Origin of the sequence: [Clostridium] citroniae WAL-17108, assembly GCF_000233455.1 — a bacterium.
GTDB lineage: Bacteria > Bacillota > Clostridia > Lachnospirales > Lachnospiraceae > Enterocloster > Enterocloster citroniae.
The window spans coordinates 181254-207558 of sequence record NZ_JH376426.1 but is presented as its reverse complement, the minus strand read 5'-3'; the positions used below and the strand labels follow the sequence as shown (position 1 = coordinate 207558).

Annotated in this window: 21 protein-coding genes; 17 read left to right on the top strand and 4 right to left on the bottom strand. The window is 48.9% G+C overall.

From position 1 onward, the window contains the following. Entirely contained in the window at positions 1 to 636 is a 636-nt protein-coding gene (gene spoIIR, locus HMPREF9469_RS21275) for a stage II sporulation protein R (RefSeq protein ID WP_007866578.1), read from the bottom strand. 144 nt (positions 637 to 780) lie between these two features. On the opposite strand from spoIIR, the gene HMPREF9469_RS21270 reads away from it, so the two are divergent. Beyond that, positions 781 to 1842 (top strand): D-alanine--D-alanine ligase family protein, encoded by a 1062-nt coding sequence (locus HMPREF9469_RS21270; RefSeq protein WP_007866575.1) that lies wholly within the window; start codon positions 781 to 783, stop codon positions 1840 to 1842. A 115-nt stretch (positions 1843 to 1957) separates the two neighbouring features. Next, entirely contained in the window at positions 1958 to 2407 is a 450-nt protein-coding gene (locus HMPREF9469_RS21265) for a YwiB family protein (RefSeq protein WP_007866574.1), read from the top strand. Positions 2408 to 2515: 108 nt separating this feature from the next. Here HMPREF9469_RS21265 and HMPREF9469_RS21260 read toward each other — a convergent pair whose 3' ends face one another. Continuing rightward, a complete protein-coding gene (locus tag HMPREF9469_RS21260; protein ID WP_007866573.1) occupies positions 2516 to 2965 on the bottom strand; it encodes a hypothetical protein in 450 nt (149 codons plus the stop codon). A gap of 507 nt (positions 2966 to 3472) precedes the next feature. On the opposite strand from HMPREF9469_RS21260, the gene rpoB reads away from it, so the two are divergent. After that, positions 3473 to 7351, top strand: coding sequence for a DNA-directed RNA polymerase subunit beta (gene rpoB / locus HMPREF9469_RS21255; RefSeq protein ID WP_007866572.1), 3879 nt, complete (start codon positions 3473 to 3475; stop codon positions 7349 to 7351). 10 nt (positions 7352 to 7361) lie between these two features. Further along, on the top strand, positions 7362 to 11063 hold the full coding sequence (rpoC, locus tag HMPREF9469_RS21250) for a DNA-directed RNA polymerase subunit beta' (RefSeq protein WP_007866571.1): 3702 nt from the start codon (positions 7362 to 7364) through the stop codon (positions 11061 to 11063). A 216-nt stretch (positions 11064 to 11279) separates the two neighbouring features. On the opposite strand, the gene HMPREF9469_RS21245 is transcribed toward rpoC, so the two are convergent. Then, on the bottom strand, positions 11280 to 12173 hold the full coding sequence (locus tag HMPREF9469_RS21245) for a LysR family transcriptional regulator (RefSeq protein ID WP_270279512.1): 894 nt from the start codon (positions 12171 to 12173) through the stop codon (positions 11280 to 11282). A gap of 219 nt (positions 12174 to 12392) precedes the next feature. Between HMPREF9469_RS21245 and HMPREF9469_RS21240 the strand changes: the two genes are divergently transcribed. The 4 genes from HMPREF9469_RS21240 to HMPREF9469_RS21225 are packed head-to-tail and all read left to right on the top strand — an operon-like array spanning position 12393 to position 17242. Then, the gene (locus tag HMPREF9469_RS21240) at positions 12393 to 13838 is read left to right on the top strand and encodes an ABC transporter substrate-binding protein (RefSeq protein WP_007866569.1); all 1446 of its coding nucleotides are present in this window, start codon (positions 12393 to 12395) and stop codon (positions 13836 to 13838) included. A gap of 11 nt (positions 13839 to 13849) precedes the next feature. After that, the gene (locus HMPREF9469_RS31475) at positions 13850 to 14743 is read left to right on the top strand and encodes a carbohydrate ABC transporter permease (RefSeq protein ID WP_007866568.1); all 894 of its coding nucleotides are present in this window, start codon (positions 13850 to 13852) and stop codon (positions 14741 to 14743) included. Continuing rightward, positions 14736 to 15578: a carbohydrate ABC transporter permease gene (locus HMPREF9469_RS21230; protein ID WP_007866567.1), complete on the top strand. Its 843-nt coding sequence runs from the start codon at positions 14736 to 14738 to the stop codon at positions 15576 to 15578. Before HMPREF9469_RS31475 ends, HMPREF9469_RS21230 begins: the two co-directional genes overlap by 8 nt. 17 nt (positions 15579 to 15595) lie before the next feature. Next, positions 15596 to 17242 carry a glycoside hydrolase family 43 protein gene (locus HMPREF9469_RS21225; protein ID WP_007866566.1) on the top strand — a complete coding sequence of 549 codons (1647 nt, stop codon included), beginning with the start codon at positions 15596 to 15598 and terminating at the stop codon, positions 17240 to 17242. A gap of 54 nt (positions 17243 to 17296) precedes the next feature. Here the strand turns inward: HMPREF9469_RS21225 and HMPREF9469_RS21220 are convergent, their stop codons facing one another. Beyond that, positions 17297 to 18085: a DeoR/GlpR family DNA-binding transcription regulator gene (locus HMPREF9469_RS21220; protein WP_007866565.1), complete on the bottom strand. Its 789-nt coding sequence runs from the start codon at positions 18083 to 18085 to the stop codon at positions 17297 to 17299. 486 nt (positions 18086 to 18571) lie between these two features. On the opposite strand from HMPREF9469_RS21220, the gene HMPREF9469_RS33035 reads away from it, so the two are divergent. The 9 genes from HMPREF9469_RS33035 to HMPREF9469_RS21175 are packed head-to-tail and all read left to right on the top strand — an operon-like array spanning position 18572 to position 26267. Further along, positions 18572 to 19576 carry a dihydroxyacetone kinase subunit DhaK gene (locus tag HMPREF9469_RS33035; RefSeq protein WP_007866564.1) on the top strand — a complete coding sequence of 335 codons (1005 nt, stop codon included), beginning with the start codon at positions 18572 to 18574 and terminating at the stop codon, positions 19574 to 19576. Positions 19577 to 19580: 4 nt separating this feature from the next. Continuing rightward, positions 19581 to 20234 (top strand): dihydroxyacetone kinase subunit DhaL, encoded by a 654-nt coding sequence (gene dhaL / locus HMPREF9469_RS33030; protein ID WP_007866563.1) that lies wholly within the window; start codon positions 19581 to 19583, stop codon positions 20232 to 20234. 17 nt (positions 20235 to 20251) lie between these two features. Then, on the top strand, positions 20252 to 20713 hold the full coding sequence (locus tag HMPREF9469_RS21205) for an RpiB/LacA/LacB family sugar-phosphate isomerase (RefSeq protein WP_007866561.1): 462 nt from the start codon (positions 20252 to 20254) through the stop codon (positions 20711 to 20713). Between the two features lie 29 nt (positions 20714 to 20742). Next, a complete protein-coding gene (locus HMPREF9469_RS21200; RefSeq protein ID WP_007866560.1) occupies positions 20743 to 21546 on the top strand; it encodes a triose-phosphate isomerase family protein in 804 nt (267 codons plus the stop codon). Between the two features lie 58 nt (positions 21547 to 21604). Continuing rightward, on the top strand, positions 21605 to 22834 hold the full coding sequence (locus tag HMPREF9469_RS21195; RefSeq protein WP_007866559.1) for an ABC transporter substrate-binding protein: 1230 nt from the start codon (positions 21605 to 21607) through the stop codon (positions 22832 to 22834). Positions 22835 to 22879: 45 nt separating this feature from the next. Beyond that, a complete protein-coding gene (locus tag HMPREF9469_RS21190) occupies positions 22880 to 23755 on the top strand; it encodes a branched-chain amino acid ABC transporter permease (RefSeq protein ID WP_007866558.1) in 876 nt (291 codons plus the stop codon). A gap of 1 nt (position 23756) precedes the next feature. Then, the gene (locus HMPREF9469_RS21185; protein ID WP_007866557.1) at positions 23757 to 24785 is read left to right on the top strand and encodes a branched-chain amino acid ABC transporter permease; all 1029 of its coding nucleotides are present in this window, start codon (positions 23757 to 23759) and stop codon (positions 24783 to 24785) included. Further along, entirely contained in the window at positions 24782 to 25555 is a 774-nt protein-coding gene (locus tag HMPREF9469_RS21180; RefSeq protein ID WP_007866556.1) for an ABC transporter ATP-binding protein, read from the top strand. Before HMPREF9469_RS21185 ends, HMPREF9469_RS21180 begins: the two co-directional genes overlap by 4 nt. Continuing rightward, positions 25548 to 26267 (top strand): ABC transporter ATP-binding protein, encoded by a 720-nt coding sequence (locus HMPREF9469_RS21175; RefSeq protein WP_007866555.1) that lies wholly within the window; start codon positions 25548 to 25550, stop codon positions 26265 to 26267. Before HMPREF9469_RS21180 ends, HMPREF9469_RS21175 begins: the two co-directional genes overlap by 8 nt. Positions 26268 to 26305 lie beyond the last annotated feature (38 nt).

The following is a 26305-nucleotide window of genomic DNA, read 5'->3' as shown; positions in this document are numbered from 1 at the left end:
TTATTGCAGCAGGTCCAGGAAACGGAACCTGACCCGGACCTCCGGTTTTTTACCGTCCTTGTCTTTTTGGGCCAGCAGGGAACGATAGTCATCCTCATCCAGGAGACAGGCCAGGGTCTGTTTGGAGGAATCAGGCACAACCGCGCGGATGGAATCCGTATAACAGAGGGAAGGATAGAGGACACACCACCAGTTGTGTCCTTTTCCGCTGCCTATGGTGATCCTCACAGCGTCATAAGTGCCGCAGGGAAATACCATGTCGCCGTATGCCTTGGTGGGAAAATAGTCCTGTGTGACTTCCAGTGTCACCGGATGGTCGCTGCCCTGGTCCGAAAGCCATTCCTCGGACATGGTTTCGATGCTGGTCTTATTGTTTTCCAACCAGGTTATGAGTTCCTCTTTGCCGGAGCTGTCCGGTACCTGGCTGTGGACATAGTCCAGGACCAGTCCTTTAAGACCCAGCTTAAGAGCCTGATCCTGGGCGCTGTCGCTTTCCGCCAATATATGGAAACGAAGGATTTCCGGGGCGATGCGGGAAGCCAGGGCCTCCTCCCCGGTGGTTCGGCCGGCCAGTGTGATGAGAAATGCGGTTAAAAAACAAAGTGCGGATATGCACAGGCTGATTTTGTATTTCATAATATGTTAAAACCTCCTGAAATCAAAGTTTTTTGATAAATTGGCCCTACTTGCCAAATTAATTTCTGTTTGTAATTATTGCCACATATGATATACTATAATCATGAACCAAGCGCATTTTTTGCGGACTAAAAGGAGACTGACATGAGCAAACTAACAGCTGCAGTTATATTTGGCGGACAGTCATCAGAGCACATTGTGTCCTGTATGTCGGCTGCCAATGTTATAGAGCACATAGACAGAACACGTTACAATGTATTGCTGGTAGGCATCACAGAAGAAGGACATTGGATCAAGGCGGACTCACTGGATGATGTGAAGACTGGTGCCTGGAGAGGAGGTACTGTGACAGCCCTGCTTTCGCCGGATGCTACCAGGAAGTGCATGATCCTGATGGATGGAGATAAGATAGAAGAGGTGAAGCTGGATGTCGTGTTCCCCGTCCTTCACGGGCTGTATGGCGAGGACGGCACCATCCAGGGACTTCTGGAACTGGCCCGGATTCCCTACGTGGGCTGCGGTGTTCTGGCTTCGGCAGTATCCATGGATAAACTGTATACAAAAATCATTGTGTCGGACCTGGGAATACGCCAGGCGGAATACGAGGCGGTGTACAGGGAAGAACTGTCTGCCATGGACCAGGTGGCGGAACGGATTGAAAAGCACTTTCCCTATCCCGTGTTCATCAAGCCTTCCAATGCAGGCTCTTCCAGGGGCATCAGCAAGGCTGACAACAGGCGGGAGCTGATGGACGGACTTACAGAGGCGGCCCGCCATGACAGGAAGATACTGGTGGAAGAGACCATTGTGGGACGGGAGATTGAATGCGCTGTGTTCGGAGGAGGCGCCAGTGCGGTGGAAGCCTCAGGAGTGGGAGAGATCCTGGCAGCCGCAGAGTTTTATGACTTTGATGCCAAGTATTTTAACGAGGAGTCACGTACCGTGACAGATCCTGAACTCCCGGACGGGGCCGCCCAGCGTGTGCGCAGAGCTGCCATGGATATATTCCGGGCAGTGGACGGATACGGTCTGGCCCGCGTGGATTTCTTTGTAAAGGACGATGGCGAGGTGGTCTTTAACGAGATCAATACCATGCCCGGATTTACAGCCATCAGCATGTACCCCATGCTGTGGGAGGCCAGGGGGATCAGCAAGGACCAGTTGGTGGAAAAGCTGTTGTCCCATGGCATGGAACGCTATGCATAATGGAAACTTTGACGATACTAAGCTCATAAGGACCTCGCTGGGCAGGCGAAATGCGTTTGCACGTAAACGGCTGTAAGACAGGCACAGGTGACGGGCGAGGAAAAGAGGAAGAACTATGACGAAAGATGTGCTGATCACTATCAGCGGTATCCAGATGATGGACGAAGAGGACTCAGACGTCGAGATGATAGTGAGGGGTGATTACTATCAGAAGAATGGAAAGCACTACATCCTCTATGATGAAGTGATGGAAGGCTTTGAGGGCAAGGTGAAGAACGTGATCAAGATATCCCCGGTGGGGATGGATATCATCAAAAAGGGAATCGCCAACACCCATATGCAGTTTGAGAAGAACAAGAAAAACCTGTCCTGCTATACTACCCCCCTGGGGGATATGGTGGTGGGGATCCAGGCAAACAAGATAAAGATCAAGGAACAGCCTGACAGCCTGAAGGTGGATATTGACTACTCCCTGGACATCAACTACGAGCATCTGTCGGACTGCAGCATACGGCTGGATGTCCAGTCATGTGCCGGTTCCTACACACAGATGTCCGCTAATTAAAGTATATGTGCTGATGATGCGGGAATGTGCAGGAATGGTAAGAAGCGGTATGAAGGCAAATGGTATAAAGGCAAATAAAAAAGAAGCGGTTTGGCCGCTTCTTTTTGTTTACTTGTTCTTCCTGAATCTGGCAAAGAACCCCTTCTTCTTGGGAGGAGTCGGGATCGCGCCCCCGCGCACGCTTTTGATCTGGGTGATGTAAATACCGCTGATCACAACCTTGGCCTCTGTCTTGATGGGCAGGGATTCAAACACCCGTCCGTCCGCGATGAGAGTCATGACCTTAGGACCGATCTTAGCCTTGACCACCGGTACCTTTGCCCAACGCATGTACTTTGGCGTCTGGTCAGTCACTGCCTTTGGTAGTCCGGCCTGGGTAATCTTCATCTTCTTCTTGTCAATCACCAGGATGGATACGGTCTGGGCAGCCGCGTCTATGAGCTGCTGCTGCTCCAGCTGACGCTTCTGCAGCCTGTTCCCCAGAAAATAGAGAACAACCAGAACGACCACTGCAATGGCTAAGATTACAAGCAGTACGTGCATAATGGTATCTGCCATAAAGGTATACCTCCAAACTGTAAATATATTGTCATTCCCCCCGTTGGAGCCTGCTTGAAACATCATTGCACCTGTCTGGCTGCTCATCTTCTCATATCGGATCAGCAGTCTCCGCCCTTGCAAGCGGAGCAGTCAGACAGGCACAAATATTTTTCTGGCATGCTCTGGTACACCTGTTAATTATTCCACAACCCCAGGGGACATTCTTTAATAGTATATCATTTTCACCGGCAAAAAGCAAGTAAAAAATGCTTGACACCTTGACAGGGCTGTGTTATTATGGAGTGTGCACTATTGTGGTGAGGTGGGCTTTTTGCGCCCTTTGGTAAGATGCCCTCCGCCCAATCACAGAGAACGACAGTGATATTTTGTTTTGTTCGGCGCAATGTTACTGCCTCCCGGAGGGATCATCCCCCGCGGCAGCACTGGATTTCAGTGAAGATTGTATCAATAACAAACGGAATAAAAATATTACGAACCAAATTAGAAAACAGGGGTGAAACGTCAATGGAGAAAAGCAGAATACGTCCGGTACCGGCCGGGAAAAGCGTAAGAATGAGCTACTCAAGACAGAAAGAAGTGCTTGAGATGCCAAACCTGATTGAGATTCAAAAAGACTCCTACCAGTGGTTCTTAGCCGAAGGACTCAGGGAAGCTTTTGATGATATCTCTCCGATAGCAGACTTCGCAGGACATTTAAGTCTGGAATTCGTTGACTTTACATTGTGTAAGGATGATATTAAATATACCATCGAAGAGTGTAAAGAACGGGATGCAACTTACGCCGCACCACTAAAGGTAAAGGTAAGACTGTACAATAAAGATAAAGATGAAATGAACGAACACGAGATATTCATGGGCGACCTGCCTTTGATGACAGATACCGGTTCCTTTGTGATCAACGGTGCTGAGCGTGTTATCGTCAGCCAGCTGGTACGTTCCCCTGGTATCTACTACGGTATTGGCCATGATAAGGTAGGTAAGGAACTGTATACCTGTACTGTCATCCCCAACCGTGGTGCATGGCTGGAATATGAGACAGATTCCAATGACGTGTTCTATGTACGTGTAGACAGAACCCGTAAGGTACCAGTGACTGTTCTGATCCGTGCCCTGGGATTCGGTACCAATGCGGAGATTCTGGAGCTCTTTGGTGAAGAGCCTAAGTTATTAGCCAGCTTTGGAAAGGATACATCCGATAATTACCAGGATGGTCTGCTGGAACTATACAAGAAGATTCGTCCCGGTGAGCCATTATCTGTTGACAGTGCGGAAAGTTTGCTTAACAGTATGTTCTTTGATCCCAGAAGATATGATCTGGCCAAAGTGGGAAGATATAAATTTAATAAGAAGCTTTCCTTCAAGTACCGTCTGAACGGACAGGTGCTTGCAGAGGATGTGGTGGATACTTCCACAGGTGAGATCCTGGCAGAGGCCGGAACCAAGCTTAACAAGGATTTTGCCATGCAGATCCAGAATGCCGCTGTTCCTTATGTCTGGGTTGACGGACCTGACAGGAAGCAGAAGGTTTTATCCAACATGATGGTGGAACTCTCCTCCTATGTGCCCTTTGATCCTGAAGAGGTGGGGGTCACGGAATTAGTATACTACCCTGCACTTTCTTCTATTCTGGAAGAAGCTGGCACCGATCCCCAGGAGCTGAAAGAAGCGATCCGCAGGAATATCCATGACCTGATCCCAAAGCATATCACAAAGGAAGATATTCTTGCTTCCATTAACTATAATATGCACCTTGAGCAGCAAGTGGGAAACGCAGATGATATCGACCATTTGGGCAACCGGCGGATCCGCGCCGTGGGCGAACTGCTTCAGAACCAGTACCGCATCGGTCTGTCCCGTATGGAGCGTGTGGTAAGGGAACGTATGACAACCCAGGATATGGACGGTATTACGCCCCAGTCCCTGATCAATATCAAACCCGTGACCGCGGCGGTTAAGGAGTTCTTCGGAAGTTCCCAGCTGTCCCAGTTCATGGATCAGAATAACCCTCTGGCTGAGCTGACCCATAAGCGCCGTCTCTCCGCCCTGGGCCCTGGCGGTCTGTCAAGGGACCGTGCCGGATTTGAGGTGCGAGATGTACACTACACCCATTACGGACGTATGTGCCCCATTGAGACGCCTGAGGGTCCCAACATTGGTCTGATCAACTCACTGGCAACCTATGCAAGGGTGAACCAGTACGGCTTTATCGAAGCGCCTTACCGTGTGGTGGATAAGAGCACGGATCCGAATAACCCCAGGGTTACGGACGAGGTGGTGTACCTGACAGCTGACGAGGAGGATAACTTCGTGGTTGCCCAGGCGAATGAGGCACTGGATGACGAGGGGCATTTTATCCATAATAATGTATCCGGACGTTTCCGTACAGAGACATCCGAGTTCCAGAAAAAGTCCATTGACCTGATGGACGTTTCTCCGAAAATGGTATTCTCCGTGGCTACGGCCATGATTCCTTTCCTGGAGAACGATGATGCTAACCGCGCCCTGATGGGATCCAACATGCAGCGTCAGGCAGTGCCCCTTCTGACCACGGAAGCGCCTGCAGTAGGAACCGGTATTGAGGCAAAGGCAGCTGTTGACTCCGGCGTTTGCGTGGTTGCAAAGAATGCCGGTGTGGTTGAACGTTCCGCATCCAACGAGATCATCATCAAGAGGGATAAGGACGGCAACCGTGATGTATACCATCTGACCAAGTTTAAGAGAAGCAACCAGAGCAACTGCTACAACCAGAAGCCGATCGTTTATAAGAACGACCACGTGGAGGTTGGGGAGGTAATTGCCGATGGCCCATCCACATCCAACGGCGAGATCGCCCTTGGCAAGAACCCGCTGATCGGATTCATGACCTGGGAAGGATACAACTACGAGGATGCGGTTCTTCTCTCTGAGCGTCTGGTCCAGGAAGACGTATATACATCGGTCCACATTGAGGAGTACGAGGCAGAGGCCCGTGACACCAAGCTGGGACCGGAAGAGATCACACGTGATGTTCCCGGCGTGGGCGAGGATGCGTTAAAGGATCTGGATGAGCGCGGTATTATCCGTATCGGCGCTGAGGTGCGCGCAGGAGATATCCTGGTAGGTAAGGTTACTCCCAAGGGAGAGACGGAACTGACCGCTGAGGAAAGGCTGCTTCGTGCCATCTTCGGTGAGAAGGCAAGGGAAGTAAGGGATACTTCCTTAAAGGTGCCCCATGGTGCCTACGGCATCATTGTGGACGCAAAGGTGTTTACAAGGGAGAACGGAGACGAGCTTTCCCCTGGCGTGAACGAAACCGTGAGAATCTATATTGCCCAGAAGCGTAAGATTTCCGTTGGTGATAAGATGGCCGGACGTCACGGCAACAAGGGTGTTGTTTCCCGCGTGCTTCCTGTGGAAGATATGCCATTCCTGCCCAATGGCCGTCCTCTGGACATTGTGCTGAATCCTCTTGGCGTGCCTTCACGTATGAACATCGGACAGGTGCTGGAGATCCACTTAAGCCTTGCTGCCAAGGCATTGGGCTTTAACGTGTCCACGCCTATCTTTGACGGAGCAAACGAGAATGATATTCAGGATACCCTGGAGCTTTCCAGCGATTATGTAAATATGACATGGGAAGACTTTGAGGCAAAATATAAAGACCTTATTAAACCCGAGGTTATGGACTACCTTGGCTCCCATCTGGAGCACCGCGAACTGTGGAAGGGTGTCCCCATCAGCCGGGATGGTAAAGTGCGCCTGCGCGATGGACGTACCGGCGAGTTCTTTGACGGAGCCGTTACCATCGGACACATGCATTATCTGAAACTGCACCATCTGGTTGATGATAAGATCCATGCCCGTTCAACCGGCCCATACTCCCTGGTAACACAGCAGCCACTGGGCGGCAAAGCACAGTTCGGCGGACAGCGTTTCGGAGAGATGGAGGTTTGGGCTCTGGAGGCATATGGCGCTTCCTACACCCTGCAGGAGATCATGACTGTGAAGTCGGATGACGTGGTAGGCCGTGTGAAGACCTATGAAGCCATTATTAAGGGCGAGAACATCCCTGAACCGGGCGTGCCTGAGTCCTTTAAGGTTCTCCTTAAGGAAATGCAGTCCCTTGGACTGGATGTTCAGGTTCTGCGCGATGACGGCACGGAAGTTGAGATGGCCGAGAATATCGATTACGGCGATACAGAGCTTCGCGCCATGCTGGAAGGCGACCGCCGTTTTGCACCTTCAGAGGAGCCTTATGCTGAATTGGGCTACCAGGAACAGGAGTTCAAGAACAACGAACTGGTGACTGTGGACGAAGAAGAGGCAGCCGATGATTATATCGAGGAGGCAGATGATGAGGAGATCTTCCTGGATGATTCTGCTGACGATGAAGACGAAGAATAGAAGGGAGTAAATGCTCATGCCAGAAACTAATGAAACTTATCATCCAATGACATTTGATGCCATTAAGATTGGTCTGGCCTCCCCTGATAAGATCCTGGAGTGGTCCCACGGCGAGGTCAAAAAGCCGGAGACCATTAACTACAGAACGTTAAAGCCGGAGAAAGACGGCCTGTTCTGTGAGAGGATCTTCGGGCCTAGTAAGGACTGGGAGTGTCATTGTGGTAAATACAAGAAGATTCGTTATAAAGGTGTTATCTGCGACCGATGCGGCGTGGAAGTGACAAAGGCAAGTGTCCGTAGAGAGCGCATGGGCCACATCAAGCTGGCCGCTCCCGTATCCCATATCTGGTATTTTAAGGGAATTCCCAGCCGTATGGGCCTGATCCTGGACATCTCCCCCAGAACACTGGAGAAGGTGCTGTATTTTGCCTCCTATATTGTATTGGATGCCGGTTCCACCAGCCTGCAGTATAAGCAGGTACTGTCTGAGAAGGAGTACCGGGAAGAGGTGGAGAAGTACGGCGGCACCGGCGGTTTCCGTGTGGGAATGGGCGCTGAGGCCGTGCAGGAACTGTTAAGGAGCATTAACCTGGAAAAGGATTCTCTGGACCTGCGCAAGGCCCTGGCGGATTCCACGGGCCAGAAGCGTGCAAGGATCATCAAGAGGCTGGAAGTGGTGGAGGCATTCTTAAACTCCGGCAACCGTCCCGAGTGGATGATCATGGATGTGATCCCTGTGATCCCGCCTGATATCCGTCCCATGGTACAGCTGGACGGCGGACGTTTTGCCACCTCTGACCTTAACGACTTATACAGAAGGATCATCAACAGGAACAACCGTCTTGCAAGACTGCTGGAACTGGGCGCTCCGGATATCATTGTCCGCAACGAGAAGCGTATGCTCCAGGAGGCTGTGGATGCCCTGATCGACAACGGCCGCCGCGGCAGACCTGTTACCGGCCCGGGCAACCGTGCACTCAAGTCCCTTTCCGATATGTTAAAGGGTAAGCAGGGACGTTTCCGCCAGAACCTTCTGGGCAAGCGTGTTGACTACTCCGGACGTTCTGTTATCGTAGTAGGACCTGAACTGAAGATCTACCAGTGCGGTCTTCCCAAGGAGATGGCTATCGAGCTGTTTAAGCCCTTTGTTATGAAGGAGCTGGTTTCCAACGGAACCGCCCACAATATAAAGAACGCCAAGAAGATGGTGGAGAGACTGCAGTCAGAAGTATGGGATGTGCTGGAGGATGTTATCAAAGAGCACCCTGTTATGCTGAACCGTGCCCCTACGCTCCATAGACTGGGAATCCAGGCATTTGAGCCGATTCTGGTAGAGGGCAAGGCGATCAAGCTTCATCCTCTTGTGTGTACTGCGTTTAACGCCGACTTTGACGGCGACCAGATGGCTGTCCATCTGCCGTTGTCCGTAGAGGCACAGGCAGAATGCCGCTTCCTGCTCTTAAGCCCTAACAACCTGTTAAAGCCTTCAGACGGCGGCCCTGTTGCCGTTCCTTCACAGGATATGGTACTCGGTATCTACTATCTGACCCAGGAGCGTCCCGGCGCAAAGGGTGAGGGCATGGTTTTCAAGAGCGTCAATGAGGCGATCCTGGCTTATGAGAACCAGGAGGCAACCCTGCATTCACGCGTCAAGGTAAGGGTCAACAAGACCATGGCGGACGGTACTGTGAAAACCGGTGTGATTGAATCCACCATCGGACGTTTTATTTTCAATGAAATCATTCCTCAGGATCTGGGCTTTGTGGACAGAAGCATCCCGGAGAATGAGTTAAAGCTGGAAGTAGACTTCCATGTGGCCAAGAAGCAGTTGAAGCAGATTCTTGAAAAGGTTATCAATGTCCATGGCGCTACCCAGACAGCCGTGACACTGGACGATATCAAGGCTATCGGTTACAAGTATTCCACCAGGGCAGCCATGACGGTTTCCATTTCCGATATGACCGTGCCTGAGAGCAAGCCGAGGCTGATCGAGGAAGCGCAGGCAACCGTTGACCGTATTGCCAAGAACTACCGCCGCGGACTGATCACCGAGGAGGAGCGCTATAAAGAGGTAATTGAGACCTGGAAAACCACCGATGATCAGCTGACCCATGACCTGCTGACCGGGCTGGATAAGTACAACAACATCTACATGATGGCTGACTCCGGCGCCCGTGGTTCTGATAAGCAGATCAAACAGCTGGCAGGTATGCGTGGACTGATGGCGGATACAACGGGACACACCATCGAGCTTCCCATCAAGTCCAATTTCCGTGAAGGTCTGGACGTACTGGAGTACTTCATCTCCGCCCATGGAGCGCGTAAAGGTCTGTCCGATACGGCTCTGCGTACGGCTGACTCCGGTTACCTGACAAGGCGTCTGGTAGATGTTTCTCAGGATCTGATCATCCGTGAAGTGGACTGCTGTGAGGGCAGGGATATCCCGTTTATGGAGATCAAGGCTTTCATGGACGGCAACGAGATGATCGAGGACTTGGAAGAGAGGATCACAGGACGTTATATTGCTGAGACCATTACGGATCCTGACACAGGAGAGGTTGTGGTCAAGGCTAACCATATGTGTACACCAAAGCGTGCGGCAGCTGTTATGAAGGTGCTGAACAAGACCGGCCGAAAGACAATCAAGATCCGTACAGTCTTAAGCTGTAAGTCCCACGTGGGTGTGTGCGCCAAGTGTTACGGCGCCAACATGGCTACCGGCCAGCCTGTACAGGTGGGCGAGGCAGTCGGAATCATTGCGGCACAGTCCATCGGTGAGCCTGGTACGCAGCTGACCATGCGTACGTTCCATACGGGCGGCGTGGCCGGCGGCGATATCACACAGGGTCTTCCCCGTGTGGAGGAGCTTTTTGAGGCCCGTAAGCCAAAGGGTCTTGCCATCATCACTGAGTTTGGCGGCGTGGTACAGATCAAGGATACCAAGAAGAAGAGGGAGATTACTGTAACGGACAACGAGACAGGAAATTCCAAAACCTATCTGATCCCTTACGGCTCCAGGATCAAGGTGCTGGACGGCCAGGTGCTGGAAGCAGGCGATGAGCTGACGGAAGGCAGTATCAATCCACACGATATCCTGAAGATCAAGGGCGTGCGTGCGGTTCAGGATTATATGCTTCAGGAAGTACAGCGCGTTTACCGTCTCCAGGGCGTGGAGATCAATGATAAGCATATTGAGATGATCGTTCATCAGATGTTAAAGAAGATCAAGATCGAGGAGAGCGGCGACAGCGATGTTCTGCCCGGCGTATCCATGGATGTGCTTGATTATAACGAGATGAACGAAGCATTGATCGCCGATGGCAAGAAACCGGCGGACGGAAGACAGGTAATGCTTGGTATCACCAAGGCATCCCTGGCAACAGATTCCTTCCTTTCAGCAGCATCCTTCCAGGAGACTACCAAGGTTCTGACCGAGGCGGCCATCAACGGAAAGGTGGATCATCTGATCGGATTAAAGGAAAATGTTATCATCGGCAAGCCGATCCCGGCAGGTACGGGCATGAAGCGTTACCGCAATGTGAAGCTGGACACGGATGAGATGCTTTCCGATGAGATTATGCTTTCCGATGAGGATGAGCTGGTCCTGGCCTCTGAGGATGAGAATGAGATGAATCTCACAGAGGACAATGTGGCGGAAGAAGTCCTGGCATTGGATGATATGGCTGATGTGGATGAGGATGAAGAAGTATAAAAGAAATTCCATCGGCCGGCCGCGTGAGATCCAGCGGCAGATTAAGGTATAAAGGGGCTGTGAATAAGTCCCGTATTATAAAAAAGAAGAACGCATTCAGGTATAGACACCTGGAAGCGTTCTTCTTTTGCTTTCCTCCGGCAGGCTGCCGGTATCTTCAGCGGAAAAGCCCCGGCGTTTCCGGCAAGCTTATGTTCCTCTTTCAATGGATCTGCATTAGTCGCTGTATGGGTGGGCCCGCCAATAGGTGACAGCCATCCGTATAAAGTCTTTGGCAGCATTGTTGATATAGTGGTTCCGGGCGTGGACGGCGGCCAGTTCCCAGCTGGCGTCAGGTCCCAGGGAAAAGTAGGAAACATGGCTGTTGGGCAGGGCGTAATATCTGGGGATGATGGAGCAGCACTGGCTGTTTTCAGTCAGCCGGAGCATGGTTCTCATGCTGGTGGATTCAAAGAGAAGATTTGGTTCAAAACCCGACTTTTTAAAAAGCTGGTCAATGACAACACGCATGGTGGAGGATTTTTTGACCAGGGTGAACAGTTCGTTTTTAAAAAGAGACAGGGATATCTCAGGATATTGGTCCGGTTCTGTTTTCTCCTTGTAAGCCAGGGGGTGGGTTTTGGGGATACACAGGTAAAAGGGCTCATAGAAAATAGTTTCGTACACCAGATGCTTATACTTTCTCTCGAAAATGGTCTGGAAGCTGATATCCATTTCCTTGGAATCCATCATTTTAACCTGTGTATCCACATTTGCTTCAATGGGCTGGAAAATAGTTTCCGGATACTTGGCATGGATGATGGGATAAATAGCTGTAAACATCTGTATCCCTCTCTCTGGTGTCAGCCCAATGGTGATGGTGCCAGTCCATTTTTTTGCCATATCCTGGATCTGGTTGTAGGTCTGCTTTTTTATCTGGAGGATCTGCTGGGAGCGTTCCACGTAGAGTTTCCCGATCTCAGTAAGCTCCCAGTGATTCCTTGTGCGGACAAACAGGGGAGCGCCCAGTTCTGTCTCCAATTTCAGCAGCTGCTGGTTCAGGGCGGATTGGGTCAGATATAACTCGTCTGCGGCTTTTGAGATGCTTTTATGCTTGGCAATGGTTATGATATATTCGATCAGTTTACTTTCTATAACAAAAACCCCCTTCCTCTAAAATTAAAATATGGAAAAAATACACAATGAACTTTAGAAAAACTAAAGAGATATTTATTTTAATTAAGTTGCTTTTCAATATACATATTTATATAATAAAAACATACAAAATGCAAGTGTACTAAATAAAAAAAATCATAAATATGTACAAATCAAAAAAGGAGGAAGTATTTTATGAAAAAGAGAAGGTTAATGCGTACTGTGGCAGCAGCGGTTATGGCTGTAAGCATGCTGGGGGGCTGCGGGGGATCAGGAACGCAGAGCACAACGGGGGCAGGCACCACCGCTGCAAAGGCAGAAGAGGGGAACGCGGCGGATACAACGGCCGCAGATACAGCGGCTGCCGCAGATTCAGCGCCTGCTGTAGAAAAGAACTATAACAGCACCTTTGATGTGGCGGGGGCAGGAGATGTCTCTCTGGATGTGATGATCACCTCCCTTGGGGATTCTGACGGGGGACCCTATTTAAGAGGTGTGATGGATGATTATATGGCCATGTATCCAAACGTCAAGCTGACACCGGTGGAGTGTTCCATGAATGATCTGTATACCACACTGATCACTCAGGCCACGGCGGGGACCCTTCCTGATATCTTCACCATGACAGAGGCGTATTCCGCTAATTGTCTGGAGATGGGAATGAGCGTCAGCAATATGGACCAGCTTCTGGGTGAGGAATACTTAAATGGCCTCATGCCTGCGGCTGTTGAAAATGCAACAGTGGACGGCACACTGGTTTATATGCCATGGCAGAATAACATTACGGCCATGGTATACAGAAAAGACCTGTTTGAGGAAAAAGGAATTGAGATACCAAAGACATGGGAGCAGTTCCTTGAGGCAGCCAAGGCTCTGACGGAGGATCTGGACGGGGACGGCAAAACCGACCGGTATGGCTGTGCCTTTGCAGGAACCAGAAATGATTCCGCCGAGTCCAGGTTCCAGACATTTGCCCTGACCTACGGCTGTGACTTTGTTACTGACAATGGGGATGGTACCTTTACATCGGGCTTTGGAACACCGGAGTTTAAAAATGCAATGACATCCTTTGTCAATATGGCTGCAAACCAGGGAGTAACACCTCCGGGACTGATCGAGACCGGTTATTCTGAGGCTTACACAATGATAGCGGCTGACCAGGCTTGTATGTTTTTCAGCGCATCCAATGTATTGGGAGGAATTTACAACGCCAATCCTGAGATGCGGGGTAAGATGGGAAGTTTCCCAATGCCAACAGCTGAAGGAGTTGACCCTGTGACTTCATTTTCCAGCGTGGGTATGACGGTCAGCAGCACCTGCAAGAATCCGGAAGTAGCAGCGGATTTCCTGAAATATATGACAAGCGTTGAAAATAGTGTAACCTGGAACGAAGCCACCTGCCGTCTGCCGGTTGTCAATGACGCATTGACGGCGATCTGTGAAAAGGATGAGGCATATGCCGGTTTTGCGGAAGCCTCTGACAGTGCGGTGATCTATCCTGCATTTGCAGGTCTTGCTGAGCTGAGGGATATATGCGGCGAGTGCTGGCAGACCGTTGTTTCAGAAAATGTGTCCATTGATGATGCGGTTGCTGCCGCTGCAGCCAAGGCGGAAGAGGTTGCAACGTCATACAGCAATTAGGAGGTAAGGGTTTGAAAGGAAAATTGCAAGGGATGAGCCGGAATAAGCTTAAGTCGGCGCTGGTTCCATATGGCTTTATCACACCGGCCACACTGACCATAGTTCTGTTGGTCCTATACCCTATCATGTACGGCATTTACATCAGTTTTTTTGATACCAACCTGGTCAATAAATGGAACTTTGTGGGCTTTAAGTATTATATCCAGGCATTGACAGATTCCTCATTCCTGCACAGCCTGTGGAAGACCCTGGTGTTTACAGTGACCGTGGTTGGAGGCCACTTTGTATTGGGATTTATATTCGCATCCTTCCTCAACATGGATATTAAGATGCGCACCCTTTTGAGGGGGATCCTGATACTGCCCTGGCTGTTCCCGGACGTGGTCATTGCGTACCTGTACAAATGGATCCTGAACACCCAGGGAGGGATCCTCAATGAGCTGCTGATGCATTTTAATATTGTATCTGAACCGGTGGGGTGGCTTACCACTTCGGCAACCGCATTTCCCTGTGTGATCCTGGTGAGCATCTGGAAGGGGTATCCCCTTGTTATGGTGCAGATACTGGCGGGAATCCAGACCATCTCAACGGACATGTATGAGGCGGCCAAAATAGATGGTGCCAATGCATGGCAGCGGTTCTGCTATATAACGGTTCCGGCTTTAAAGCCGATCCTGACCACTATCCTGATCCTGGATACGGTGTGGGTGTTTAAGCAGTTTACCATGATCTGGCTCATGACGTCCGGAGGGCCGGGAAGTTCCACCATGGTGTCGGCCATTGAGATTTACAAAAATGCGTTTTCCTACTTCAAATACGGCTTTGCCTCGGCCCAGTCAGTATATATTCTTGTGATATGTTACCTTATAGGAGTTGTTTTCAGGAGGTTGCTGCGCGATGACTAGAACAAATAAGAACAGACTTGTATTGCTGCTGGGGTACGTGGTCCTTATTACAGGCTGCCTTCTGGTGCTGCTCCCATTGTCATGGATGGTGATTACATCCCTTAAATCCATGACGGATATTACCCTTTCCAGGGGCCTGAAGTTGTTTCCGTCAGGCCCCACCCTGGAAAACTTTGTAAATATATGGAAAGAATATCCCATTGCCACATACATTAAAAACAGTGCCATAGCCGTGGGGGGATCCACCATATTCGGCGTTGTATGCGCGGCTCTGTGCGGATACGGACTGTCCAGATATGAATTTAAGGGCAAGGCCCTGCTGCTCAGCTTTCTGCTGGTCACCCAGATGTTTCCGGCAGTGATGAAGATCATTCCCTATTATAAGATCCTGGTTTCCCTGCACTTAAATAACACCCGCACCGGTCTGCTGATCGTGTACGCTTCCTTCAGCATTCCGTTTTGTACCTGGATGATGTACGGATATTTTAAGAGTATCCCCACCGGACTGGATGAGGCCGCAAGGGTGGATGGAAGCAGTGCGTTCCATACATTTTATAGGATTATCATGCCCATTGCCCTTCCCGGGCTGGTGGCAACGGTCATCTATGCGTTTTTACAGAACTGGAACGAGTATATGTTTGCATCCGTGCTAATGTCGGCTGATGAGAAAAAGACGATCACCTACGCGATCAGCACCATGGCTGACGCGTACAAGATCCAGTGGAACTACCTGATGTGCGCTGCCATGATTTCCAGCGTACCCACATTGGCGGTTTTTACAGTTATGCAGAAATACCTGATCGCCGGTATGACGGCAGGTGCAGTTAAGGAGTGATGGTTAGAGGTGCAGTTATGAAAAATGATACATTTCGCAATCCAATTATCAAGGGAGGATACCCGGATCCGTCTGTGTGCAGGGTAGGGGATGATTATTATATGGTTACGTCCTCCTTCTCCTATTTTCCGGGGCTTCCGGTGTTTAAAAGCAGGGATCTGGTGCACTGGGAGCAGATCGGCAACGCTATATCAAGGCCAAGCCAGCTGGACTACAGAAACTGTGACAGTTCAGAAGGTCTGTGGGCAGCCACCATAAGATACCATAAGGGCATGTTTTATATTGTGAATACCCTGGACGTCCAGGGCAGGACTTACCGGTATAATTTTATCCTTACAAGTAAGGATCCTGCCGGGGAGTGGTCCGATGCGGTGATTATCAAAGGCGCGGACGGGATCGACCCATCCCTGTATTTTGATGAGGAGGGCAGGATCTGGTATTGCGGCAACATGATACCTGAAGATCTAAAATACCCCACCCACAAGATGATCTATCTGTGCGAGCTGGACCGGAATACCTTTCAGTTCATTGGCAGACGCCATATCATATATGATGGAAATGTGGATCACAGCCTGTTCATGGAAGCTCCCCACATTTATCATGTCCAGGGCATGTACTATCTGATGACAGCCTGCGGAGGCACGCAGACAAACCACTGCGTAAATATCTGCCGTAGTAAGAGTTTGTTCGGACCCTATGAGCCGTGTCCCAGAAATCCCATTGTAACCAACCGGGGCCTGCGCCTGATCAATGACCTGGGGGTTGCGGTGACTGGGCATGGGGATCTGGTTCAGACGCAGGAGGGGGAGTGGTATATGCTCCTGCTGGGGATCAGGCCCTATGAGCAGGAAATCGATGATTATGAGCGGTACCAGCCAAGGAAATGGATCCGTACCCCTGACCGCAACAGGAATGCGCAGTTTAATCTGGGGCGGGAGGTGTTTATGGTCCCCATTGCCTGGGACTATGACGGGTGGCCTCTGGTGGACAACCATAATGGGATGGTGAACCTGGAGGAGAGAAGGCCGGGCCTTTCCTACAACCGTCCGCCTCTCCACAGCAGGGTGGACAATTTTGAGGATGAATCCCTGGACATGATCTGGTGCATGAGGCGTCCTGTACAAACTCCGTTTCATGATCTGACCCAGCGGCCCGGATATCTGAGAATGGAACTGCTGCCGGTAAAGCTGGAGGATATGGAAACTCCGGCCATGCTTGTGCGGCGGCAGCAGCATTATAATTTCCAGGCAGCGCTCGCCATGGAGTTTGAACCATTGAGGGACGGTGAGGAGGCTGGGCTGGTCCTGACCCAGAATGAACGTTTTTCTTTCCTCCTGGTAAAGGAAATCCACAGGGGAAAACCCAGGATCAGCTGTTACCGTGTGGTTAACGGAACCAGGGAGCTGATCGGATGCTCCGAGATTGGTTCAGGCAGAGTCTATCTGTTTGTAGAAGGCAGCGAAGGGCGCTATGATTTTTACTGCGGTTCAAAGGAACGGGACAAAAGGGTGGTGGTCCTGGGCGCTGACGGCTCCATCTTGAGCACTTTGGTGGCCGATGGATATGTGGGCACATACCTGGGAATGTATGCTTCGTCCGGTCACGAAAAGTCAAAGAACCATGCGGATTTTGACTGGTTCAGATATGAGATTATAGAAGATTAGGTATGGGTATGGGCAGACGGCCGGCTGGTGACAGCCGGCTGTTTGTCTATATCCTTAAACCATTACCAGTTCAATTCCCTTTTCCCGAATGATCTCGGCCCATTCACTGGAAAGGCCAGTATCTGTAATAATCATGTCCAATACATCCATTTTTTCAAAGTAAACAGTTTTTACAGTTCCGAATTTACTGGAATCAGCTACCAGTATCTTTTTGAGGGCAGACTTTAGGACCGTTTGTTTTACAGCCACCTCAAAGTCATGCGCACAGGTCATCCCTAAAGATGTATGTACGCCGGATGCGGACAAGAATAATTTATGTGCCCTGATGGTTTCGAGAAAGTTAATATTTTCTGTAGACTCGAACATCTGATCGCTGGGATGAAAGTATCCTCCGGCAAAAATTATGTTCATTTTTTCACGGTTAGCCAGTTTGACTAAAATATTCAGGTTATAACAGGCAACCGTTAATTCAATACCATAGGGAATGTGATCAGCGATCCGGTCCGTGGTTGAACCGTTATCCAATATAATGACCTCTCCTGGTTCAATCAGGCTGGCTGCATACTTTGCAATGCGGCTTTTTTGCTCATCCATTGAAACGCTGGCCCATGATAAACTGTAAATATGCTCAATATTTTCATAAAGTCCATGTGGTGTATTCTTGCACAGCGATGCTTTTCCATAAGACCGTTCTACAATACCATCTACCTGAAGTTCATCCAGATCGCGGCGGATTGTCATAAGGGAAACATTCAGGGATTCAGACAAATCACGTACAGTCATAGTGCCCTGACTGCGAAGGATATCCACTATTTTAGAAAGCCGCTGTCTCTTCTTTTCCATAATTACCTCTTTCTCTATGGTAAATTTCTTGAATTCATTTAAGCGAATATAATCACCCTCCCTTCATCTTATACAATGAGAATAAGAATGTCAATCTAAAATGTTTGACTTTATAGCTAAAATGTTTGTTGTGTATAAAGTGTTTATTATTTATGTAGATTGCCACATAGATATGGAGCAAAATAATTTAAAGCAAAATTTAGGCCGCATTTGTAAATAAATCCCATTTATTTCGATGTGATTTATTTGAGCATAAACGAACAAAAAATACAAAATAGAAACAGTAAATGATTGATTTGGCATATAAATATAAAATGTTTATGTCATAATGCACATAAATCATTAAAAATATTTTATATTTTGAACAATATTAATATAAAAAGGAAATAAAACATTGACAATGATTGATTTATGCGTTAATCTAATAAAAAGAACAGAAAATAAAACAAAAAACGCACAAAAACAAAATATGGAGGAAAAAGCAGAATGCCCAAAAAAATTGTCAATCAAGCAGATGACGTTGTGGTTGAGATGATGGAAGGATTTGTTGCAGCCCATAACCGTTATTATGAGAAAATGGATCATGTGAACGGTGTGCTTTATAAGCAACGCAGATCGGGTAAGGTTGCGTTGGTGATCGGGGGTGGGAGCGGACATGATCCTATGTTCGCCGGGTTTGTTGGCCGGGGGCTGGCAGATGCGGCTGCCTGCGGGAACGTGTTTGCCTCCCCTGATCCAGGGACTATTATGGAAGTGGGGCAGGCTGTACATACTGGAAAGGGAATCCTTTTTCTTTACGGGAACTATTCAGGTGATAATCTGAACTTTGATATAGCAGAGGAGATGCTTCAGGAAGAGGGTCTCAAAACTGCCCACATACGAACATGGGATGACTGCGCTTCTGCACCTCCTGACCGGATGGAGGACCGCAGGGGAATTGCTGGTAACGTATTCATGATCAAGATAGCTGGAGCTGCTTGTGATGCAGGGCTTCCGCTGGATGAAGTTGTCCGGATTGTACAAAAGGCCAGGTCAGAGCTTCGTACCATCGGGGTTGCCACCAGTCCGGGACAAATTCCTGGTGCCGAAAAGCCAACATTCCAACTGGCGGAGGACGAGATTGAATATGGCATGGGAATTCATGGGGAACCTGGAATCCAGCGCGCCAAAATGTGTTCCGCAGATGAACTGGCACAGGTAATGTATTGGAATTTAACAAAGGATATACCATTAACAGCAGGAGATGAGATTTGCGTACTGATCAATGGACTGGGATCCACCACGATTATGGAGATGAGCATTGTTTTTCGCAAAGTAAAGAGCCTGCTAGATCTGGATGGAATAAATATACATGACGCGGACATTAACAATTATTGTACCTGTATGGAGATGGGAGGTTTCTCAATCTCTGTGTTGAAATTGGATGAGGAGCTGAAGAAATATTATGATTATCCTTGCCACAGCCCTTATTATTCCAGAGAGGAGAGATGAACAGATGCTGACTAGGCTGGATGAGTCAAATGTTCGTAAAATGATTATTTACATAGCTGATAAAATAATTGAAAATAAAGCATTCTTAACAGAGATAGACAGCGCCATCGGCGATGGGGATCATGGGATTGGAATGACTCTTGGAATGCAGAAGGTAAAAGATAAGATGTCGGTTTTTGCAGACAGTGGGAATGCCTATGATCTGTTTGCATTGGCTGGGAAAACCATGTTGATGAGCATGGGAGGGGCATCAGGTGTTATTTTTGGAAGCCTTTATCTGGAAGGATCTAAGAATGCCGGTCCTGCGGCTGAACTTACGGCAGAAGATCTGTTCCTGATGATGAAGAAAAGTCTTGAAGTGATCCAGGAAAGAGGAAAGGCGCAGATGGGGGATAAAACCATGGTAGATGCACTGCAGCCTGCAGTGAATGCCATGAACAGGAGTTACGCAGATGGATTGCTGCCAATGCTTCAGGCAGCAGAAAAGTCTGCCAAACAGGGAATGGAGGATACAAAAAAATATCAGGCAAAGTATGGACGGGCTAAATCATTAATGGAGCGTTCCATTGGTCATCAGGATGCCGGGGCTACCTCGGTGTGGGTCATCATTCGGTCCATGCGGGAGTTTGTAGAGCAAGAGGATTCTATAAGTACATAAAAATGGAGGTTATTGATATGACGAATTCTGTTGTCATAGGATGCGATAATGCGGCTGTGACTATGAAAGAAGGGTTGAAGCGCTCGATTGAGGAGTTGGGGATCCTGGTAGAGGATATGGGGGTTTTAAACGGGGCGGACCAGACACCTTATGCCCTGACTGCGAAAGCTGTATGCGATAAGATCATTGACAGCGGTTATGAAAAACGTGGAGTACTAATCTGCGGTACGGGAATCGGCATGTGTATGACGGCCAATAAATTTAAAGGAATCCGCGCAGCAGTGGGACATGATATTTTTTCTGCCCGGCGTTCCATTCTTAGTAATAACAGCAATGTGATTTGTTTTGGGGCTCGTGTTATTGGGCCGGAGCTTGCCAAAACAATTTTAAGGGAATGGCTTTTGCTTGATTTTATTGATGGACCTTCTACACCGAAGATAAAGGTAATCACGAATTTGGAATCCGAAAATTTCCGCTAAAGAATCCTTTTAGAAAGAAGATATACCCTATGCAAACAAAACTGTATATCGGTACAAATACAAAGATGTATAAGACTACACGTCAGACCATCGCGTTTTTAGACGAATTGGGCCGCCTTACGCAGGATATTGACAGGGAATGCTTGGAATTGTTTGTTATTCCTTCTTATACAACGTTAGAGGCATCCTCAAGATCTGCGTATGTATCGTCAATCACTCTCGGCGCACAAAATATGAGTTGGGAGGACGAGGGCCAGTTTACTGGGGAAGTTTCTCCTCTCATGTTAGAGGAAGTGGGGGTCCGGGTGATCTGTATTGGACATAGTGAGCGCCGGCATATATTCGGTGAAGATGATGAGGTAGAAAACAAAAAAGTTCTGGCAGCGCTGCGTCACAATTTTACTCCCTTGTTATGCGTGGGGGAAACTGACGGACAGAAAGCGTTCGGAATAGAAAATGAGGTATTGAGAGCTCAGTTGAAAATCGGCTTGTGGGGGACTGCGCCGGAGCAGGCCGGAAACATCTGGATCGCGTATGAGCCGGTCTGGGCCATAGGAGTTGGAGGCATACCTGCGGATGTATCATATGCTAATGAAAAACACACTGTGATCCGTGAAACACTGGAGGAGATCTACGGAAAGGAAACAGGCGCTAAGATTCCAATCCTCTATGGGGGGAGTGTAAATAATATAAATGCGCATGAATTGGTCCAGACCCCAAATATTGATGGGCTTTTTATTGGCCGCAGTGCCTGGGATGCAAAAAACTTTAGTATGATCATTCACGATCTGATGAATATGCAGCCCTACCTGTTGGCAACAAAAAAGAAGTAACTGGCAATGGCAGACGGACTGCTTAAGCCTGACAAATAAAAAAATGGAGGAACTATTTATGAGAAGAAAAATAAGTATTGCCCTGTCAATTATAATAATCGCTGCTAACTTGGGAGCCTGCGCCAGCAATGCGGCGGCTCCGGCAGACAGCAAAACCACGAAAGCGTCTGAAGAGAGCACTTCCACATCCGGCAGTGCCCCTATTAAAATCGCTTTCTCAGGTCCTATGACAGGTGATTATGCTGAATATGGACAGAATTTTTATGCAGCTTGTGAAATCGCAGTGGATGAGATCAATAGTAACGGCGGCCTTCTTGACGGTTCACCTTTGGAATTGCTCCAGTTTGACGACAAAAACAGCCAGGAAGAAGTAGGGGCAATTGCAGAAATGATTGCATCCGATGACTCCATTTCAGCTGTTCTTGGCCATTTCTCCTCAGGTGTTGCCATGACCGCAGCCAATACATATCTGGATGCCGGCATTCCGCTGTTATCAGCATCCGCTTCACATCCGGATTACTCAGGAATGGGTGAGTATATTTTTCGTAACAATGTCTTGATCTCACAAGAAGTTGAGACTGTGCTGCAGATCTGCCAGAACAGCGGAAGCAAACGGGTAGGTGTCCTGGTTTTGAAAAATGACTGGGGACAGGGCGCATTACAGGCAATGGAGGCCGCTTATGAACAGGTGAAGGGCAAGGTGGATTTTGAGATTGTACTTCAGGAGGAAGTAATGGATGGTACCGAGGAGTTTTCCGCCAATATCACCAAGTTTATGGAGAAGGACTGCGACACGATCTTTGTATTGACCATGTATGCTACCTTTGCACCTTTTGCAAACCAATACCGGACTTTAAACCCTGATATAAAAATGTTCTCGGTTGGCTCTGCTTATTCCACCGAACTGATCAATCTCGGAGGAAGCGCTGTGGAAGGCGTTCGCATGTGCGCTGGTTTTAATCCGGAAAACCCTGATCCCGCAGCCCAGAAATTTGTTCAGCAGTTCAATGAAAAAACAGGACATGATCCGGACAATATGGCAGTGCAGACCTACGAGAATGTGAATATGGTCGCCCAGGCCATTGAGCGAGCCAAAAGTGCGGACCGTGCAGCAATCAAAGATGCGCTTTATGATACGGATTACGATGCCATTACAGGCCATATTACCTTTGATGAGATTGGAGATGCGCAGAAGAATCTGCTAGTGTTTGAGGTGAGCGATGGTAAATTTGTGGAATTAAAAGATATGAATATTCTGCCTTGGAATGAATTTGTTGCCTCACTGTAAAAGATGAAAAGTTGCCTTTTAAATGAATCGACTGGGGGTTAGCACATGTTATTTCAGCAACTTATTAACGGATTGTCTCTTGGCATGATCTATGCACTGATTGCTGTGGGATATTCATTGGTGTTTGGAATCTTACGTCTGGTCAATATGTCCCATGGAGCAGTGTATGCCTTAGGAGCCCATGTGGCACTGCTCTTTGTGACCTTGGAATGGGGGTGGGGACCGGCGCTCATACTCTCCTGTGTTTTGACAGCGATCATTAATGTGGGGTTTGACCGGATCGTTCTGGCCCCTTTGCGGGAAAAGAACACACCCAGCATTGCAGCATTGATCAGTACGGTAGGCTTTTCCTATATTGTACAGAATCTTCTGATGATCGCCTTTGGAAGCGAGAGAAAACCTTTTCCGAAAATATTTGATTTTGGAGTGTGGAATGTGGCAGGGATCCGGCTGAATTCCACCCAGGTGATAATCGCTTTGGTTTCCCTTGTCATGCTGTCCGTATTTACCCTTTTGATCTACCGGACCAGTATGGGACTTTCCATGCGGGGAACGGAACAGAATGCGCGCGCCGCCCAGCTGGTGGGAGTGAATGTGCGAAATGTTATAACCTTTACCTTTGCCCTGTCCGGCATTTCGGCTGCCCTTGCAGCGTATCTGGTTGCCGGTTACTACAATACCGTTTATCCCACAATGGGAGTGCAGATCGCGCTGAAGGCGTTTGCCGCCGCTGTTTTGGGCGGCATTGGTGTGCTGCATGGAGCTGTGGTAGGCGGGCTTGTGGTTGGAGTTGCGGAAGCCCTGGCTGTCACATACCTTGGAGGTGCTTACCGTGATGCCACTGCATTTATTATTCTGTTCCTTGTTTTGATCATCCGCCCCAACGGAGTTTTTGGTAAGAAAGTGACGGTGAAGGTGTAGAATGGATACCATAAAAGTGATGATTCGCAATCTGAAAGAACTTTACTGGAAACATGATAAGGCGGTGCATGCCGCATTGGCTGCTGCCCTGGCCGCGCTCTACTTCCTGGATGTAAACCAGTATGTGTACCGGGTGCTGATTATGATCGGGCTTTACACCATACTGGCCCTCAGCCTCAATGTCATCCTGGGACTCACCGGGATGCTGTCCATGGGGCATGCGGCATTTTATTCCATTGGAGCTTATGTGTCAGCTATCATAGGAACCCGGTTTGGAATGAACTTTTTTGTATCGGCAGTCGCCGGAGTCGTGTTTTCCGCGGTGCTGGGTATGCTGCTGGGGCTGACGACCATGAGGCTTTCCGGTTCCTATCTGGCCATCACCACCATGGGGTTTGCGGAAGTGGTCCGGATGATCCTGCTTAGCTGGGAGAGCATGACCAACGGAGCGTTCGGGATCCAGCAGATTCCCCGGCCGCGGTTTTTGGGATATGAACTGACAACTGCAAACGGCGGCCTGTACCTTCTGGTATTGATACTGGTGATCCTTTCCATTGCCTTTTGCGCGGCAATTGATGATTCCAAATTGGGAAGGACCCTGAGGGCGATTAAAAACGATGAATTGGCCACTGTGCTCATGGGGGTCAGCGTGGAACGATATAAGGTAACGGCTTTTGCCATTGCGGGAGGGCTTGCAGGGCTTGCAGGTGCGACCTTTGCGGCCATGAACCGCTACATCGATCCCAATACCTTTAACTTTGATACGTCCATGCTCATTGTCTGCATCTGTATTCTTGGGGGAATGGGCAGTATCAAGGGGCAGATCTTAGGAGCTGTTCTTCTGGTCGCATTTCCTGAGGTGCTCCGCTCCTTTGCATTATACCGGTTTGTGGTATATGGCCTGATCCTTCTTGTCATGATGCGCTTCAGGTCTCAGGGCCTCTTGGGAAATCTGTCTGACCGGCCTTATCATTTTCCCAGGGGAGTAACCTGCAAATCTAAATCTAGTCCAGGCGGTGACACGGTATGAGTCTTCTTGAAATGAAAAATGTGACCAAAAAGTTTAAGGGTCTTGTGGCGGTCAATGATGTTTCCCTGCATGTGGAACAGGGAGAGATCATCAGCATCATCGGCCCCAACGGCGCAGGCAAAACTACATTGTTTAATATGCTTACTGGTGTTTATCAGGTTACATCAGGCGAGATCATCTTTAAGGGCAAGCCGATCCAAAACAACAGACCACAGACGATTGTTAAGGCAGGCATTGCGCGCACCTTTCAGAATATCAGGCTTTTTAAAGAGATGCGTGTGATTGAAAATGTCCTTGTGGGCGGCAGCATCAATATAAAATATTCGTTCCATGACCTGGTATTTAAGACGCCAAGATACAGGAAGGTTGAACAGGAAAGCACCCGGAAGGCCATGGATATCCTGCAGTCCATCGGACTGGCCGATTATGCCAGTGATTACGCACAGAATCTTCCCTACGGCCTGCAGCGCCGTTTGGAAATCGCACGTGCCATTGCCACGGACACCACGGTACTGCTTCTGGATGAGCCTGCTGCCGGCATGAATCCCCAGGAATCAGAGGATCTGCTGGACTTCATAAAGGAACTGCAGGGACAGGGGTACACCATACTTATGATAGAGCATGATATGAACGTAGTTATGAATATCTCCGACCGTATTTATGTATTGGATTACGGCAAATTGATCGCTTCCGGTTTGCCCAAGGAGATTGCATCTGATCCCAGGGTCATCGAAGCCTACCTTGGTCAGGAGGAGGATGACAATGCTTAAAATACGAAATTTACATACCTATTACGGAGCGATCCATGCGCTAAAGGGGATCGATCTGGATGTGCCTGAGGGCAAGATCGTAACGCTGGTCGGCTCAAACGGAGCCGGAAAAAGTACTACAGTCCTTTCTGTTACGGGTATTTTAAGAGTTTCAGAGAATTCTGTTATTGAGTTGAATGGTGAAAATATAGCAAATATGCGGCCGCATAAGATCGTACAGCGGGGGGTCAGCCTTTCTCCCGAAGGGCGGGAGGTATTTCCGTCCCTGACAGTGGAAGAGAATCTCCGTTTGGGGGGATACCCCATCCGGTCACAAAGAAAACAGATCAGTGAAGGTTATGAACGGGTCTGCCAGTTGTTCCCCAGATTGAAAGAACGCTTAAAACAGCAGGCAGGTACTCTGTCCGGAGGCGAGCAGCAGATGCTTGCCATCGGCCGTTCACTGATGAGCAATCCCAAGCTCCTGCTGCTGGACGAACCTTCCCTGGGCCTGGCCCCCAATTTGGTGAAAATGATTTTTGGCCTGATCCGTGACATCAACAAACAGGGAGTGACCATTTTGCTGATCGAACAAAATGCAAATATGGCCCTTAAGGTGGCTGATTACGGATATGTACTGGAAACGGGAAAGATCACGCTCCATGGACCGGCTCAGGAGCTGCGGAATAATGAAGAGGTAAGAAAAGCGTATTTAGGCAAGGCCCATGTCTGACGGAGTTTGATATGGAGCAGTATATGGTCCTGAGAAAG

What these genes read in the sequence shown, in the direction of transcription:
- HMPREF9469_RS21260 (WP_007866573.1), bottom strand. Translation starts at nt 2,965, where the DNA reads ATGGCAGATACCATTATGCACGTACTGCTTGTAATCTTAGCCATTGCA.
- HMPREF9469_RS21220 (WP_007866565.1), bottom strand. Translation starts at nt 18,085, where the DNA reads ATGGAAAAGAAGAGACAGCGGCTTTCTAAAATAGTGGATATCCTTCGC.
- rpoC (WP_007866571.1), top strand. Translation starts at nt 7,362, where the DNA reads ATGCTCATGCCAGAAACTAATGAAACTTATCATCCAATGACATTTGAT.
- HMPREF9469_RS21185 (WP_007866557.1), top strand. Translation starts at nt 23,757, where the DNA reads ATGGATACCATAAAAGTGATGATTCGCAATCTGAAAGAACTTTACTGG.
- HMPREF9469_RS21230 (WP_007866567.1), top strand. Translation starts at nt 14,736, where the DNA reads ATGACTAGAACAAATAAGAACAGACTTGTATTGCTGCTGGGGTACGTG.
- HMPREF9469_RS21175 (WP_007866555.1), top strand. Translation starts at nt 25,548, where the DNA reads ATGCTTAAAATACGAAATTTACATACCTATTACGGAGCGATCCATGCG.
- HMPREF9469_RS21195 (WP_007866559.1), top strand. Translation starts at nt 21,605, where the DNA reads ATGAGAAGAAAAATAAGTATTGCCCTGTCAATTATAATAATCGCTGCT.
- dhaL (WP_007866563.1), top strand. Translation starts at nt 19,581, where the DNA reads ATGCTGACTAGGCTGGATGAGTCAAATGTTCGTAAAATGATTATTTAC.
- HMPREF9469_RS21180 (WP_007866556.1), top strand. Translation starts at nt 24,782, where the DNA reads ATGAGTCTTCTTGAAATGAAAAATGTGACCAAAAAGTTTAAGGGTCTT.
- HMPREF9469_RS21225 (WP_007866566.1), top strand. Translation starts at nt 15,596, where the DNA reads ATGAAAAATGATACATTTCGCAATCCAATTATCAAGGGAGGATACCCG.
- HMPREF9469_RS21240 (WP_007866569.1), top strand. Translation starts at nt 12,393, where the DNA reads ATGAAAAAGAGAAGGTTAATGCGTACTGTGGCAGCAGCGGTTATGGCT.
- HMPREF9469_RS33035 (WP_007866564.1), top strand. Translation starts at nt 18,572, where the DNA reads ATGCCCAAAAAAATTGTCAATCAAGCAGATGACGTTGTGGTTGAGATG.
- rpoB (WP_007866572.1), top strand. Translation starts at nt 3,473, where the DNA reads ATGGAGAAAAGCAGAATACGTCCGGTACCGGCCGGGAAAAGCGTAAGA.
- HMPREF9469_RS21270 (WP_007866575.1), top strand. Translation starts at nt 781, where the DNA reads ATGAGCAAACTAACAGCTGCAGTTATATTTGGCGGACAGTCATCAGAG.
- HMPREF9469_RS21265 (WP_007866574.1), top strand. Translation starts at nt 1,958, where the DNA reads ATGACGAAAGATGTGCTGATCACTATCAGCGGTATCCAGATGATGGAC.
- spoIIR (WP_007866578.1), bottom strand. Translation starts at nt 636, where the DNA reads ATGAAATACAAAATCAGCCTGTGCATATCCGCACTTTGTTTTTTAACC.
- HMPREF9469_RS21190 (WP_007866558.1), top strand. Translation starts at nt 22,880, where the DNA reads ATGTTATTTCAGCAACTTATTAACGGATTGTCTCTTGGCATGATCTAT.
- HMPREF9469_RS21205 (WP_007866561.1), top strand. Translation starts at nt 20,252, where the DNA reads ATGACGAATTCTGTTGTCATAGGATGCGATAATGCGGCTGTGACTATG.
- HMPREF9469_RS21200 (WP_007866560.1), top strand. Translation starts at nt 20,743, where the DNA reads ATGCAAACAAAACTGTATATCGGTACAAATACAAAGATGTATAAGACT.